Below are 13,798 nucleotides of genomic sequence, written 5' to 3'. Positions count from 1 at the left end.
AGGAGGGTGGTATTCATGTATCGTGCGCGTGCCGTATTTTCGGCGCCCGCTCCAGCCCTCCCGCCACCCGCGCAGATCAAACCTGCGCGCTGACCTCCCCGCGACTCAGCAACGCCTCGATCGCGCCACTCAAACTCGCGGCCTTGTCCCCCACCAGCAAATGCCAGACGCCACCGTCCAACCGGCTGACACCCAGACAGCCGAGCGCTTTGAGCTGCGCCTCGGACGGCGCCTTGGCATCGGCCAGTTGCAGGCGAATACGGGTCATGGCGATGCAATCGAGTTGCAGCACATTGTCGCGACCGCCCAGTGCATTCAGCCATTGCTGCGCCTCATTGCGGGCAAGCGCAACGCTCTTCGGCTCATCGGCAACCACTACGGTTTCTGCCAAAGTTGTACGGCCCAGGGCAGGCATGGCCAAGCGAATCTCATCGGCGATGCTGTCAGCCAACGGCCCGACCACGACCTGCAAGCTGCCGCCCTTGCCCGGGCGCACCACCGCCATTGCGCCCAGCGCTTTCAGATCGGCATCCGAGGCCTTGTTGCGGTCGACCATCTCCAGGCGCAGTCGGGTCGTGCAGGCGCCGACGGTGAGCAGATTCTCGGCGCCGCCCAAGGCTTTGATATACGCGCTGGCGCGTTCGGTTTCCGAAAGCACGGCTTTTTCGGCGCTGGCGACGTCTTCGCGCCCCGGCGTCTTCAGGTTGAAGCGGCGGATACAGAAGTCGAAAACCAGGTAATAGATGGCCGCATAAGCCAGCCCGACCGGCACCACCAGCCAGCCATTGGTCGACTTGCCCCAGCCGAGAATCATGTCGATGAAGCCACCGGAAAAGGTGAAGCCCAGATGAATGTTCAGGGCGTTGGTGATCGCCATCGACAGCCCGGTCAGCAGCGCGTGCAGGAGGAACAGCAGCGGCGCGAGAAACATGAAGGCGAATTCGATCGGCTCGGTCACACCGGTGAGAAACGAGGTCAGTGCCATCGACAGGAAGATCCCGCCCATCACCTTGCGCCGCTCCGGCAACGCGTTGCGATACATCGCCAGACACGCGGCGGGCAGGCCGAAGATCATCATCGGGAACATGCCGGTCATGAACTGCCCACCCTTCGGATCGCCGGCGAAATAACGCGACAGATCGCCGGTCACCAATGCCCCAGTGGTCGGGTCGGTGAAGTTGCCGAAGACGAACCACGCCATGTTGTTAAGGATGTGGTGCAGGCCAGTGACGATCAGCAGGCGGTTGAACACGCCGAAGACGAAGGCGCCGATGCTGCCGCTTTCCATCATCAGCGCGCCGAACGCGTTGATGCCCTGCTGGATCGGCGGCCAGATATAGCCGAACAGCACGCCCAGCCCCACCGCTGCAAAACCGGTGACAATCGGCACGAAACGCCGGCCACCGAAGAACGCCAGGTACTCCGGCAGCTTGATGTCCTTGAAACGGTTGTACAGCGCACCGGCCATCAGGCCGCTGACGATCCCGGCGAGCATGCCCATGTTGATGCTCGCATCGAGCACCTTGAGCGTGGAGATCATCACCAGATAACCGATCACCCCGGCCAGGCCGGCGGTGCCGTTGTTGTCTTTGGCGAAACCGACGGCGATGCCGATGGCAAAGATCATCGCCAGGTTGGCGAAGATCACTTGCCCGGCATCGTGAATGATCGCGATGTTCAACAGGTCCGTGTCGCCCAGGCGCAGCAGCAGGCCGGCAATCGGCAGGATCGCGATCGGCAGCATCAGCGCGCGGCCCAGGCGTTGCAGGCCTTCGATGAAGAGTTGGTACATGGCGTTTGTCCTTTTTGTTTTTGTTAGCGCAGAGGCCAATGTTGATGACAGGCGTGGCGAACGGCGGCGGCGCTGGACAGCTTGAGCAGGTCGCGGCTCAGGCGTTGACATTCGGCTTCATGCAGCTGACGCACGCGGTCCTTGATTTCACCGATCTGCACCGGGCTCACCGACAGTTCAGTGACGCCCAGGCCGATCAGCACCGGCGTCGCCAGCGGGTCGGAGGCGAGGGCGCCGCAGACGCCGACCCAGCGCTTGTGTACCGCCGCACCCTCGCAGGTCATGGCGATCAGGCGCAGCAACGCCGGGTGCAGGGCATCGACCCGCGCCGCCAGCCCGGCGTGGTCGCGGTCCATGGCCAGGGTGTATTGCGACAGATCGTTGGTGCCGATCGAGAGGAAGTCGGCGTGTTCGGCCAGTTGCTCGGCTTGCAGCGCGGCGGCGGGGACTTCGATCATCACGCCGATCTCCGGGCGCTCGGTAATCCCCTGCTCAAGGCACAAGGCATCAACGCGCTGGCGGATATGCAGCAGCTCGTCGACCTCGGTGACCATCGGCAACAGAATCCGGCAACGCGGCAATGGCTTGACCTGCAACAGCGCGCGCAGTTGCTGATCGAGAATTTCCGGGCGCGCCTGGGCCAGACGAATCCCGCGCAAACCGAGCACCGGATTGGCCTCGGCGGGCAGTGGCAGGTAGTCGAGTTGCTTGTCGCCACCGACGTCGATGGTGCGGATGATCACCGACTTGTCGCCCATGGCATCGATGACCGCTTGATAGGCGCTACGCTGTTCTTCGACGTCCGGTGCCGTCTGGCGATCGACGAAGAGAAACTCGGTGCGCAACAGGCCTACGCCATCGGCACCGTTGGCAAATGTGTCTGCCGCTTCGTTGCTTGAGGCGACATTGGCGACCACTTCGATGTGCACGCCATTGCGCGTTTCAGCGGGCAAATGGGCTTTGGCCTGTTGGCTGTCGCGACGCTGCCGGCGCTCGATTTGTGCCTGCTGTACTTCGCTCAGGCGCTCGGCGTTTGGCGTCAATTCGAGGCGCCCGCCGTCAGCGTCGAGCACCACGGCCTGATCTTGCGGTTGCTCTAGCAATTGCGCGCCCAAAGCGACGATGCACGGCAGACCTTTGCCGCGCGCCAGAATCGCTACGTGGGAAGTCGCGCCGCCCTCGGCCATGCACAACCCGGCGACACCTTGCGCGCTGAGTTGCAGCAGATCCGACGGCGTCAGTTCATGGGCGGCAACGATGGCGCCGGCCGGCACCTGGTATCCCCAGGCCTCGCCATGCAGAGCGCGCAGGACGCGTTGCTTGAGGTCGCGCAAATCGTTGGCACGTTCGGCCAGCAGCGGACTGCCGGTGCCTTGGAGCATGTCGCACTGGGTGTCGATCGACTGACTCCAGGCGTGCGTCGCAGCGGTGCCTTGCGCGATGAATTGCTGCGCGGCGTCGAGCAGGGCCGGGTCTTCGAGCAGCGCCATGTGTGCGGCGAAGATCGCTTCTTCGTCGGCGTTCTTGTGCTTTTTCGCCTGGGCGAGGGTGGCGGCGATTTCGCTGCGCACCGCGTTCAATGCCGTTTCAAGAATCGGCTGCTGTTGCACCGGATCGTGATGGCCCGTATCCGCCGGCAAGGTGATCGCGTTCAAGCGAAACAACGGCCCGGCGACCAGCCCCGGCGCCGCGCAAACACCGTGCAACACACCTGCCTCGGCAGGGCGTTTCGGCGCCGCAGTGCTGACCGGCGCTTGCGCGTGAAGATCGTCCGGCAGCGCCGTGGCCAATGCGCTGAGCAGAGCTTGCAATGCGGCATCGGCGTCCGGTCCCTGACAACTGACCTGCACCACATCCTGCTCACCAATCGCCAGCCCCATCAAACCGATCAGACTGTTGCACGGCGCCGATTTGCCGTTGAAATGCAGCTGTGAGTGGCTGCTGAAACCCTGGGCGGTCTGGCGGATCAGCGCAGCCGGGCGCGCATGCAGGCCACCGCGATGAGCGACCTGCACTTGACCACGAACCTCTGGCCCGCCGCTTGTATCGGTATTCGCCGCGACAACATTGCGCGCGATGATGTGCAGCAGCGGCTCGCCGACTTTCACTGTTTTGAGGGTGATCGGCCGTACCTGAAAATCCGCGCTGTTGGTCAGGATCAACAGGCTGACCAGGCTTTTGCAGTGCTGGCCGACCTTGTCCAGGTCATAGCGCAGCAGCGGCTGACCGAGGCTGACGCGATCGCTTTCCTTGACCAGCATGGCGAAACCTTCACCGTTCAATTCAACGGTGTCGAGACCCAGATGCAGGAGGATTTCCGCACCGTTGTCGGCGCGAACGGTTACCGCATGGCTGCTGCGCGCAACGTGGATGACCACGCCGGCGCAGGGCGAATACAGCGTGTCGTTGAGCGGGTCGATGGCGATGCCGTCGCCCATCGCGCCACTGGCGAACACCGCGTCCGGGACGTTGGCGAGCGTCAGCACCGGGCCGCTGAGCGGGGCGCTGAGGGTCAGCTCTTTATTGTTGTCGGGCATGGCTGGGTCTCATCAGTTGAATCTCGGTTCGATGTCCCCTGTAGGAGCTGCCGAAGGCTGCGATCTTTGATCTTGTTTTTTCGCTACGTGAAAAAACAAAAGATCGCAGCCTTCGGCAGCTCCTACAGGGAGTACATCCGTCAACGGCTATCAGTGCGTGCGGGTCACTTTGCTCAAATGGCGCGGCTGATCCGGGTCCATGCCCCGCGCTACGGCCAGGCCTGCGGCCATCACGTAAAAGCTCTGGATCGCCAGAATCGGGTCGAGGGCCGGGTGTTCGGCGCGGCTCAGGGTCAGGTCGCGTTCGCTGACGTCATCCGGCGCGGCGAGCAAGACCCGGGCGCCGCGTTGACGCATCTCTGCCGCGAGGCTCAGCAGGCCGGCCTGCTCGGCGCCGCGCGGGGCGAAAACCAGCAGCGGATAGTGTTCGTCGATCAGTGCCATCGGGCCGTGACGGACTTCGGCGCTGCTGAACGCTTCGGCCTGAATCGCCGAGGTTTCCTTGAACTTCAGCGCCGCTTCCTGAGCAATGGCGAAACCGGCGCCACGGCCGATCACCATCAGGCGCTCGCAATCGCGCAAGGCTTCGATGGCCACGCTCCAGTCCTGTTTCGCCGCTTCGCGCAGGCCCTCTGGCAGCGCATCGTGGGCTTGCAGCAATTCGCTGTCCTCTTTCCAGTGCGCGATCAAACGCGCGCTGGCGCTGAGGGTGGCGATAAAGCTTTTGGTCGCAGCGACGCTGCTTTCAGTCCCGGCAAGCAGCGGCAGACTGAATTCACAAGCTGCCTCCAGGGGCGAATCGGCGGCATTGACCATCGACACGCTCAGCGCGCCACGCTTGCGCAACAGGCGCAGGCTGTTGACCAGATCCGGGCTCTGCCCCGACTGCGAAAACGCAAAGGCGACCTGACCGCTGACTTTCAGCGGCGCCTGCTGCATGGTCACCACCGACATCGGCAATGAGGCCACCGGCACGCCCAGTTGCTGCATGGTCAGGTAGGCGAAGTAGCTCGCCGCGTGGTCGGAACTGCCACGGGCGACGGTCATCGCCACTTGCGGTGGCTGGCGGCGCAGGCGCCCGGCGATCTCGATCATCGGCGCGTCGAGCTGTTGCAGTTGGGCTTGCACGGCCTCGAACGAGGACAGCGCCTCTTCAAGCATTTTGAAGTCAATGTCTTCTCCTTCGACCATGACGGCGGTCAGTGTGAGTGAACGATCAAGCCGCACGCAGTCGGCCCAGGCGCCGGGGGCAAGGCGCCCGCGTTCGGTGATGCCGAGGTAGTCGGCGGGAAATTGCGACAGACGCTGCGAGGCTTCGGCGATCGGCAAACCGATCTTCACCAGATTGCGCAGGGCCTGATCCATGGTCAGCGTGCTGCCGGCCAGCGTGCCGTCGGGCAGACGCACGCCGCCCAGGCATTTGGTCACGGTGTGGCTGCCAAGCTTGTATTCACCGTCGGGCATGCCGGCGGCGGCGGTCGAATCGGTGACGCAATACAGGCACGGGATCGAACGCAGGGCCACGCGGATGGCGCCGGGGTGCACGTGCAGCAGATCGGGAATCAGCTCGGCGTATTTGGCGTGCGCCAGTGCTGCGCCGACGATGCCCGGCTCGCGGTGATGCAGCGGGCTCATGGCGTTATAGAGATGGGTGAAACTGCTGGCACCGGCAGCCAGCGCGGCGACGCCTTCCTCGTAGCTGCCGAGGGTGTGGCCGATCTGCATGCGGATGCCCCGACTGCTCAGCTCACGGATCAACGCATCGTGGCCAGCGATTTCCGGGGCGATGGTGATGACGCGGATCGGCGCCAGCGCCAGATATTCTTCAACTTCGGCCATCAACGCGGTGTGGGCGAAGTTCGGTTGAGCGCCGAGTTTTCCCGGGTTGATGTAAGGGCCTTCAAGGTGTACGCCGAGGACTCGCGCGGCGCCTTTCGGACGCTGTTCACAGAATTCTCCTACCTCTTTGAGGACGCTGGAGATCTCCGCGCTCGGCGCAGTCATGGTCGTGGCCAACAGCGAGGTGGTGCCGAAACGCACGTGGGTTTTGCTGATGGTTTCGAAGGCTTCTGCGCCTTCCATGATGTCTTTGCCGCCGCCGCCATGCACATGCAGGTCGATGAAACCCGGCAGCAGATAGGGCAGATCGTTAGCGGCCGGATCGCAGGGCACGCCTTCGATCGACACGACCTTGCCGTGTTCGTGAATCAGCCGGCCGCGAACCCAGCCGCTGGCGGTGAGGATGTTGTCTTCGGACATTTTCGTTCTCGCTTGGGGCCGCGCTCAGCGACGCGGCTCTTTATCTACGAAGCTCTGCAACAAAGTCGTAGTAGTCGTTGCGGCAATAGGTGTCGGTGACTTCGATCGGTGTGTTGTCTTCCAGATAGCCGACCCGGGTCATCAGCAGCATGGCGGTGCCGGGGGCGATACCGACCAGTGCGGCGAATTCGTCCGAGGCGTTGATTGCCTGGATGTGCTGAAGGGCGCGGACGATCGGTTTGCCGATGCCGTCGAGGTATTCGTACAGCGAATCGCCCACCGCTTGCGGCCTGGGCATGATCGACGCGGGCAGGGTGCTCATCTCGATCGCCATGACCGTGTCATCGGCTTTGCGCAGGCGCTTCATGCGCGCCACCTTGTCATTCGGCGACAGGCCGAGGCGGATCAGTTCTTCGTGGGTTGGGAGGGTGATCTCCCGCTCCAGCCATTTCGAGCTCGGCACGAAACCTTTCAGGCGCAGCATCTCGCTGAAGCCGGAAAGACGCGACAGTGGTTGTTCCAGGCGTGGGGTGATGAACGTGCCAGAGCCTTGCAGGCGGCGGATCAGGCCTTGCTCAAGCAAGACTTCCAGCGCCTTGCGTGCGGTGACCCGGGAGATGCCGAGCTGGTCGCTGAGATTGCGCTCGGACGGCATCGCCTGTTCGGCCTTCCACTGCCCGGCATGAATCGCCGCTTCCAGATTGCGCGCCAGTTGCAAGTACAGCGGCGTCGGCTGGGAATCGTCAGGACGTAGGGGCTGGAGGTCGTTCATGTAGGTCGTTTCCGTCGCGAGTATAGGATTGTTGTGGCTCGCTTGTGCGACGGAAGCTAATACCACTTGAATACCATGTCAACGCGATGAACCGGCGTATGACCCAGTGGATTGGCGGTTTTCAGGGGGCAGTGTTTAAAGTGGTATTAGTGATGGCCTATAAAAGCAAAAGATCGCAGCCTGCGACAGCTTCTACAGTTGAGAGTGGTATCACCCCTGTAGGCGCCGTCGCTGGCTGCGATCTTTTGATTTATTTTTTGCGGTGACCAGCGGTCGAGGTTACGGACGAATCTCGATCATCGTGCCGTCCGGTACCAGATTCCAAACTTCACGCATGTCGACGTTGCGCATGGCGATGCAGCCGTCGGTCCAGTCGAGGGTATGGAACAACTGCTCCGGGTTGTCTGCCGAGTCCGGGGTGCCGTGGATCATGATCATCCCGCCAGGCTCGACGCCTTCACGACGTGCGCGGGCGGCATCGCTGATGTTCGGGTAGGAGATGTGCATCGACAGGTTGAATTTGTCGCTGGTCTTGCGCCAGTCGATCCAATAGAAACCTTCGGGTGTGCGTTTGTCGCCCTCGATCAGTTTCGGGCCTTTCTTCGCGCCCTTGCCCAAGGAAATGCGATAGGTCTTCAGGGGCTTGCCGTCGGCAATCAACTGCAGTTGATGGGCTGATTTGAGTACCAGGACTTTTTCGATCAGTGGAGTGTTCGAGGGCGTCACGGTGGTCACGAATGACGCTTGCGAAACGCTGACGAACGACAGGCACAACAGGGCAAGCAACCAGCGCATTGAAACGATTCCCCAGGGAGTGACGCAATCAGGTTTTAGGTAGGAGCTGCCGAAGGCTGCGATCTTTTGATCTTCTAGCCAACAATCACCGGCTGAACCAATGGCGGAATCGATTCCGAACGAACCGGATACTTCTCGACGCGCCGATCAGCGAAGAAGCATTCTAAGGTACGCCCGACCGTGCGGAAAGCCAGCTCGTCCCAGGGAATGTCGGCTTCTTCGAACAGCTGCACTTCAAGGCTTTCCGGCCCGGCCGCATACTGCAGATCAGCCAGTTCGGCGCGAAAGAACACATGCACCTGGCTGATGTGCGGCACATCGATCAGCGTGTAGATGCTCAGGTTGCGTACCCGGGCGCAGGCTTCCTCGGCGGTTTCGCGGATGGCGGCCTGCTCGATGGTCTCGCCGTTTTCCATGAAACCGGCGGGCAGCGTCCAGTAACCGAGACGCGGCTCGATGGCGCGGCGGCAGAGCAGCACTTTCGTCCCCCAGGTCGGCACGCAACCGGCGACGATATTGGGATTCTGGTAGTGAATGGTCTGACAGCTGTCGCAGACAAATCGCAGCCGCGAGTCGCCTTCGGGAATGCGCTGGGTGACCGGGTTACCGCAGTGGCTGCAAAATTTCATGCTCGGGTTCCTGAATGCTGTGCCTATCTTGGCGTGCAGCGGGGCCGGTCGGCAAGTTGTCGTTTCGCGACACGACGGGTTTCGGGGGCTTGGGCGCTCGCTTTGATTGGTGCATGATGCGGAGCAAGGCACCGATCGAGAACACTCATGCTGGACGAGCTACTGCATAGGGTAAGCAACCACACACCGCGCACGCTGGAGACCGACGCACGTTTTCCCGAAGCCGCCGTGCTGGTGCCGATCACCCGCAGTGACGAACCGGAACTGGTCCTGACCCTGCGTGCCAGCGGGCTTTCGACCCACGGCGGCGAGGTCGCCTTCCCCGGAGGGCGCCGCGACCCGGAAGACCCGGACCTGATCTTCACCGCGCTGCGCGAAGCCGAAGAAGAAATCGGCCTGCCGCCGGGTCTGGTCGAAGTCATCGGCCCGCTGAGTCCGCTGATTTCCCTGCACGGCATCAAGGTAACGCCGTATGTCGGGGTGATTCCCGACTTTGTCGAATACCAGCCCAACGATGCCGAGATCGCCGCCGTCTTCAGCGTACCGCTGGAATTCTTCCGCAAGGACCCGCGCGAGCATACCCATCGCATCGACTATCAGGGCCGCAGCTGGTACGTGCCGAGCTATCGCTACGGCGAGTACAAGATCTGGGGCCTGACGGCGATCATGATCGTCGAGTTGATCAACCTGCTCTATGACGCCAAAATCAGCCTGCACCGACCGCCGAAAAGTTTTATCGATACCTGAGCCGTCGTTCGAACGGCCGTGAGCCCGAGGAAAACAAAATGAAATACCGCCTGGGCGACGCCCGTGTCGAAACCCATCCGCAGAGCTGGGTCGCGCCCAATGCCGTACTGGTGGGCAAGGTCCGCCTGGAAGAGGGCGCCAACGTCTGGTTCAACGCTGTGTTGCGCGGCGACAACGAACTGATCCTCATCGGCAAGAACAGCAATGTGCAGGACGGCACGGTGATGCACACCGACATGGGCTATCCACTGACCATCGGTACCGGCGTGACCATCGGCCACAACGCCATGCTCCACGGCTGCACGGTCGGCGATTACAGCCTGATCGGTATCAACGCGGTGATTCTCAACGGCGCGAAGATCGGCAAGAACTGCATCATCGGCGCCAATTCCCTGATCGGCGAAGGCAAGGAAATTCCCGACGGTTCGTTGGTGATGGGCTCGCCGGGCAAGGTCGTGCGTGAACTGACCGAGGCGCAAAAGAAGATGCTCGAAGCCAGCGCCGCGCACTATGTGCATAACTCGCAGCGTTACGCCCGCGATCTGGTCGAGCAGGAACAATGACGACTGTTGAACGACCCGTTGCCTCGCCGTGTGTGAATATCTGCGCGCTGGACGAAGATGACGTTTGTACCGGGTGCCAGCGCACGGTCGCGGAGATCACCCGCTGGGGCCGCATGAACAATGACGAGCGCCGCGTGGTGCTGGGGTTGTGTCATGAACGGGCGAAGGCGAGTGGATTGATCTGGATGATTCCCGCGAAGTCAGGCGTCTGAACCACTGCTTTCGCGAGCAGGCTCGCTCCCACCTTGAAAATGCATTCCACTGTGGGAGCGAGCCTGCTCGCGAAGACGTCGGGCCTGTGACCGCACCTATTGGCGCAATACCAGCGCTCAAGTAACCTGTGCGCCAAATCGACAGGCCGCCTCCATGATCTTCCTCATCGCCTACATCAGCAGCGTCGTGCTGATCAACTTCGCCTTTTCCACCGCACCGCACCTGGACATCATCTGGTCGGCCTGGGGCGGGCTGGTGTTCGTGCTGCGCGACATGGTGCAAACGCGCTTCGGTCACGGCGCGATCGTGGCGATGTTGGCGGCGCTGGTGCTTTCCTACATCACGTCCGACCCTTCCATCGCGCTGGCCAGCGCCACGGCGTTCGCGGTCTCCGAGTGCATCGATTGGCTGGTGTTCAGCATCACCAAGCGGCCATTACGCGACCGTTTATGGATCAGTTCGGCGCTGAGCATTCCGCTGGATACCTTCATCTTTTTCGGCATGATCGACGCATTGACGCCGCCGGTGATCATCACCGCGCTGGCCTCGAAGTTCGCCGGCGTCACCGCCGTCTGGCTGATCATGGCCTGGCGTGATCGCAAACAGGCTGTCGCCAGCTGAAGCCAAACCCTCGGGTTCATGTAAAATGCCGCGCTTTCTCCCCATGGAAAGCGCACCTGCGTGGCTTTCCTCGATGATCCGCTTCCTTTGAGGACCTGAGATGACCCGTATCGGAACTCCATTGTCGCCAACCGCGACCCGCGTATTGCTGTGTGGCTGTGGTGAGTTGGGCAAGGAAGTGGTAATCGAACTGCAGCGCCTGGGCGTTGAAGTGATTGCCGTCGACCGCTACGCCAACGCGCCGGCCATGCAAGTCGCCCATCGCAGCCACGTGATCAACATGCTCGACGGTGCCGCTCTGCGTGCAGTGATCGAAGCCGAGAAGCCGCACTTCATCGTGCCGGAAATCGAAGCCATCGCCACCGCCACGCTGGTCGAGCTGGAAGCCGAAGGCTTCACCGTGATTCCGACCGCGCGTGCGGCGCAGTTGACCATGAACCGCGAAGGCATCCGTCGTCTGGCTGCCGAAGAGCTGGACCTGCCGACCTCGCCGTACCACTTTGCCGACACCTTCGAGGACTACAGCAAAGCCGTTCAGGACCTGGGTTTCCCCTGCGTGGTCAAGCCGGTAATGAGTTCGTCGGGCAAGGGTCAGAGCCTGCTGCGCAGCGCCGATGATGTGCAAAAAGCCTGGGATTACGCGCAAGAGGGCGGTCGCGCCGGCAAAGGTCGGGTGATCATCGAAGGTTTCATCGATTTCGATTACGAAATCACCCTGCTGACCGTGCGCCACATTGGCGGCACCACGTTCTGCGCACCGGTCGGCCACCGTCAGGAGAAGGGCGACTATCAGGAATCCTGGCAGCCGCAGGCCATGAGCCCGATTGCTCTGGCTGAATCCGAGCGTGTTGCCAAAGCTGTGACGGAAGCGCTGGGTGGCCGTGGTCTGTTCGGCGTCGAGCTGTTCATCAAGGGCGACCAGGTGTGGTTCAGCGAAGTCTCGCCACGGCCGCATGACACCGGGCTGGTGACGCTGATTTCCCAGGACCTGTCGCAATTCGCTCTGCATGCCCGCGCCATTCTCGGCCTGCCGGTACCGCTGATCCGTCAGTTCGGCCCGTCGGCGTCGGCAGTGATTCTGGTTGAAGGCCAGTCGACCCAGACCGCATTCGCCAATCTGGGCGCTGCGTTGAGCGAGCCGGATACCGCGCTGCGTCTGTTCGGCAAGCCGGAAGTGAACGGTCAGCGCCGCATGGGCGTGGCGCTGGCGCGGGATGAGTCGATCGAGGCTGCTCGCGCCAAGGCGACTCGTGCGTCTCAGGCGGTTGTTGTCGAGCTGTAAACCGGGTCGCGGCAGCTATTCGCGAGCAGGCTCGCTCCCACAGGGAAATGCATTCCAAATGTGGGAGCGAGCCTGCTCGCGAAGCTCTTGATCTTCTGTCAGGCAACCTGATTCAGATCGTTATTGCGCGTCTCCTTCAAACACAACACCGCGATCAGGCTCAACACCGCTGCCGCCGACACATACCCGCCGACATAGCTCAACCCGCCCATCGCCACCAGTTTCTGCGCAAAGAACGGCGCCGCCGAGGCCCCGACGATGCCGCCCAGGTTGTACGCCGCTGATGCGCCGGTATAACGCACGTGGGTCGGAAACAGCTCAGGCAACAGCGCGCCCATCGGTGCGAATGTCACGCCCATCAAAAACAACTCGATGCACAGAAACAGCGCCACGCCCCAGGTCGAGCCCTGCGTCAGCAACGGTTCCATCAGGAACCCGGACAGAATCGCCAGCACGCCACCGATGATCAGCACCGGTTTGCGCCCGTAACGGTCGCTGGCCCAGGCTGACAATGGCGTCGCGGCGGCCATGAACAACACGGCAAAGCACAGCAGGCCGAGGAACGTTTCGCGGCTGTAACCCAGCGTCGATACGCCGTAGCTCAGGGAAAACACCGTCGAGATATAGAACAGCGCATAGCAGACGACCATCGCCGCCGCACCGAGCAAGGTCGGCGCCCAGTATTGGCTGAACAACTCGACCAGCGGCACTTTCACTCGCTCCTGACGGGCGATCGCATTGGCGAACACTGGCGTTTCATGCAATTTGAGGCGCACATACAGGCCGACCATCACCAGCGCCGCGCTGAGCAGAAACGGAATGCGCCAGCCCCAGCTGCGGAACTGTTCATCATCCAGGGTCATCGCCAGGGTCAGAAACAGGCCGTTGGCCGCAAGAAAACCAATCGATGGCCCGAGCTGCGGGAACATGCCGAACCAGGCGCGTTTGCCCTTCGGCGCGTTTTCCGTGGCCAGCAGCGCCGCACCGCCCCATTCGCCGCCAAGGCCCAGGCCCTGACCGAAACGCAGCACGCACAGCAGAATCGGCGCCCAGGCACCAATGCTGTCGTAGCCCGGTAGCACGCCAATCAAGGTGGTGCACACGCCCATCAACAGCAGCGAGGCGACCAGCGTCGATTTACGGCCGATACGGTCGCCGAAGTGGCCAAACAATGCCGAACCCAGTGGTCGAGCGAGGAAGGCAATGCCGAAAGTGAGAAACGCCGAAAGCATCTGCGCCGTGCCGGAGGTCTGCGGAAAGAACACCGGCCCGATCACCAGCGCCGCAGCAGTGGCGTAAACGTAGAAGTCGTAGAACTCGATAGCAGTGCCGATAAAGCTTGCCGTGGCCACGCGGGTGGCGGAATTGGTCGGTTGGGCAGGCGCGGTTTCGCTGTAAGCGGTATGGGTCGTCATGCGGTGATCCCTGACAGTCATGAGCTCCAGTGGAGCGAATTATTATGGTGAAACACCCAGGGATGTGGGGTAGGGCGCGAGCGCTGTTTCGAGTAGGAACAGTCGTCGGTTTGCAGCGGAAACAGTCAGGATCCGGGCAGTGCCGGGTAAGCACAGGGATCGACGGCGCTTGG

At 62.2% G+C, this 13,798-nt stretch carries 13 protein-coding genes and 1 pseudogene; 6 read left to right on the top strand and 8 right to left on the bottom strand.

What is annotated here, in order from left to right; translation table 11 throughout:
* Positions 1–76 precede the first annotated feature (76 nt).
* From nagE to ACZZ0K_RS18895, 5 genes and pseudogenes are all read right to left on the bottom strand, one after another.
* Complete coding sequence (nagE, locus tag ACZZ0K_RS18915) at positions 77–1,792, bottom strand: N-acetylglucosamine-specific PTS transporter subunit IIBC (RefSeq protein ID WP_463559260.1); 1,716 nt, start codon at positions 1,790–1,792, stop codon at positions 77–79.
* Positions 1,793–1,815: 23 nt separating this feature from the next.
* Entirely contained in the window at positions 1,816–4,329 is a 2,514-nt protein-coding gene (ptsP, locus tag ACZZ0K_RS18910) for a phosphoenolpyruvate--protein phosphotransferase (RefSeq protein ID WP_463559259.1), read from the bottom strand.
* A 150-nt stretch (positions 4,330–4,479) separates the two neighbouring features.
* Positions 4,480–5,490 (bottom strand): SIS domain-containing protein, encoded by a 1,011-nt coding sequence (locus tag ACZZ0K_RS18905; RefSeq protein WP_463559788.1) that lies wholly within the window; start codon positions 5,488–5,490, stop codon positions 4,480–4,482.
* A 15-nt stretch (positions 5,491–5,505) separates the two neighbouring features.
* Positions 5,506–6,588 (bottom strand): annotated as a pseudogene (nagA, locus tag ACZZ0K_RS18900) (N-acetylglucosamine-6-phosphate deacetylase); the annotation flags it as partial.
* A gap of 40 nt (positions 6,589–6,628) precedes the next feature.
* Positions 6,629–7,360 (bottom strand): GntR family transcriptional regulator, encoded by a 732-nt coding sequence (locus ACZZ0K_RS18895; protein WP_122508289.1) that lies wholly within the window; start codon positions 7,358–7,360, stop codon positions 6,629–6,631.
* 98 nt (positions 7,361–7,458) lie between these two features.
* On the opposite strand from ACZZ0K_RS18895, the gene ACZZ0K_RS18890 reads away from it, so the two are divergent.
* Positions 7,459–7,626, top strand: a complete 168-nt coding sequence (locus tag ACZZ0K_RS18890; protein ID WP_463559258.1) for a hypothetical protein — start codon at positions 7,459–7,461, stop codon at positions 7,624–7,626.
* A 13-nt stretch (positions 7,627–7,639) separates the two neighbouring features.
* Here the strand turns inward: ACZZ0K_RS18890 and ACZZ0K_RS18885 are convergent, their stop codons facing one another.
* Both ACZZ0K_RS18885 and ACZZ0K_RS18880 read right to left on the bottom strand, forming a co-directional pair.
* The gene (locus ACZZ0K_RS18885; protein WP_024011712.1) at positions 7,640–8,155 is read right to left on the bottom strand and encodes a L,D-transpeptidase family protein; all 516 of its coding nucleotides are present in this window, start codon (positions 8,153–8,155) and stop codon (positions 7,640–7,642) included.
* Between the two features lie 74 nt (positions 8,156–8,229).
* Positions 8,230–8,784: an NUDIX hydrolase gene (locus ACZZ0K_RS18880; RefSeq protein WP_056783116.1), complete on the bottom strand. Its 555-nt coding sequence runs from the start codon at positions 8,782–8,784 to the stop codon at positions 8,230–8,232.
* Positions 8,785–8,931: 147 nt separating this feature from the next.
* On the opposite strand from ACZZ0K_RS18880, the gene ACZZ0K_RS18875 reads away from it, so the two are divergent.
* The 5 genes from ACZZ0K_RS18875 to purT all read left to right on the top strand — a co-directional run bounded on the left by ACZZ0K_RS18875 (position 8,932) and on the right by purT (position 12,210).
* Complete coding sequence (locus ACZZ0K_RS18875) at positions 8,932–9,531, top strand: CoA pyrophosphatase (RefSeq protein ID WP_122610740.1); 600 nt, start codon at positions 8,932–8,934, stop codon at positions 9,529–9,531.
* Between the two features lie 38 nt (positions 9,532–9,569).
* Positions 9,570–10,094 (top strand): gamma carbonic anhydrase family protein, encoded by a 525-nt coding sequence (locus ACZZ0K_RS18870; protein ID WP_016771546.1) that lies wholly within the window; start codon positions 9,570–9,572, stop codon positions 10,092–10,094.
* Complete coding sequence (locus ACZZ0K_RS18865; RefSeq protein ID WP_463559257.1) at positions 10,091–10,306, top strand: DUF1289 domain-containing protein; 216 nt, start codon at positions 10,091–10,093, stop codon at positions 10,304–10,306. Before ACZZ0K_RS18870 ends, ACZZ0K_RS18865 begins: the two co-directional genes overlap by 4 nt.
* A 154-nt stretch (positions 10,307–10,460) precedes the next feature.
* A complete protein-coding gene (locus ACZZ0K_RS18860) occupies positions 10,461–10,928 on the top strand; it encodes a VUT family protein (protein WP_016771544.1) in 468 nt (155 codons plus the stop codon).
* Positions 10,929–11,028: 100 nt separating this feature from the next.
* Positions 11,029–12,210 carry a formate-dependent phosphoribosylglycinamide formyltransferase gene (gene purT / locus ACZZ0K_RS18855; protein WP_024011715.1) on the top strand — a complete coding sequence of 394 codons (1,182 nt, stop codon included), beginning with the start codon at positions 11,029–11,031 and terminating at the stop codon, positions 12,208–12,210.
* 98 nt (positions 12,211–12,308) lie between these two features.
* On the opposite strand, the gene ACZZ0K_RS18850 is transcribed toward purT, so the two are convergent.
* Positions 12,309–13,625 (bottom strand): MFS transporter, encoded by a 1,317-nt coding sequence (locus ACZZ0K_RS18850; RefSeq protein ID WP_016771542.1) that lies wholly within the window; start codon positions 13,623–13,625, stop codon positions 12,309–12,311.
* Positions 13,626–13,798 lie beyond the last annotated feature (173 nt).

The sequence above is a fragment of the Pseudomonas sp. AC255 genome (assembly GCF_979258175.1).
The sequence above is the reverse complement of the archived record's forward strand: the minus strand, read 5'-3'. Positions and strand labels throughout refer to the sequence as shown.

Coding starts and splice junctions, on each gene's coding strand:
- nagE (WP_463559260.1), bottom strand. CDS start 1,792: ATGTACCAACTCTTCATCGAAGGCCTGCAACGCCTGGGCCGCGCGCTG.
- ptsP (WP_463559259.1), bottom strand. CDS start 4,329: ATGCCCGACAACAATAAAGAGCTGACCCTCAGCGCCCCGCTCAGCGGC.
- ACZZ0K_RS18905 (WP_463559788.1), bottom strand. CDS start 5,490: ATGCTTGAAGAGGCGCTGTCCTCGTTCGAGGCCGTGCAAGCCCAACTG.
- ACZZ0K_RS18895 (WP_122508289.1), bottom strand. CDS start 7,360: ATGAACGACCTCCAGCCCCTACGTCCTGACGATTCCCAGCCGACGCCG.
- ACZZ0K_RS18890 (WP_463559258.1), top strand. CDS start 7,459: ATGACCCAGTGGATTGGCGGTTTTCAGGGGGCAGTGTTTAAAGTGGTA.
- ACZZ0K_RS18885 (WP_024011712.1), bottom strand. CDS start 8,155: ATGCGCTGGTTGCTTGCCCTGTTGTGCCTGTCGTTCGTCAGCGTTTCG.
- ACZZ0K_RS18880 (WP_056783116.1), bottom strand. CDS start 8,784: ATGAAATTTTGCAGCCACTGCGGTAACCCGGTCACCCAGCGCATTCCC.
- ACZZ0K_RS18875 (WP_122610740.1), top strand. CDS start 8,932: ATGCTGGACGAGCTACTGCATAGGGTAAGCAACCACACACCGCGCACG.
- ACZZ0K_RS18870 (WP_016771546.1), top strand. CDS start 9,570: ATGAAATACCGCCTGGGCGACGCCCGTGTCGAAACCCATCCGCAGAGC.
- ACZZ0K_RS18865 (WP_463559257.1), top strand. CDS start 10,091: ATGACGACTGTTGAACGACCCGTTGCCTCGCCGTGTGTGAATATCTGC.
- ACZZ0K_RS18860 (WP_016771544.1), top strand. CDS start 10,461: ATGATCTTCCTCATCGCCTACATCAGCAGCGTCGTGCTGATCAACTTC.
- purT (WP_024011715.1), top strand. CDS start 11,029: ATGACCCGTATCGGAACTCCATTGTCGCCAACCGCGACCCGCGTATTG.
- ACZZ0K_RS18850 (WP_016771542.1), bottom strand. CDS start 13,625: ATGACGACCCATACCGCTTACAGCGAAACCGCGCCTGCCCAACCGACC.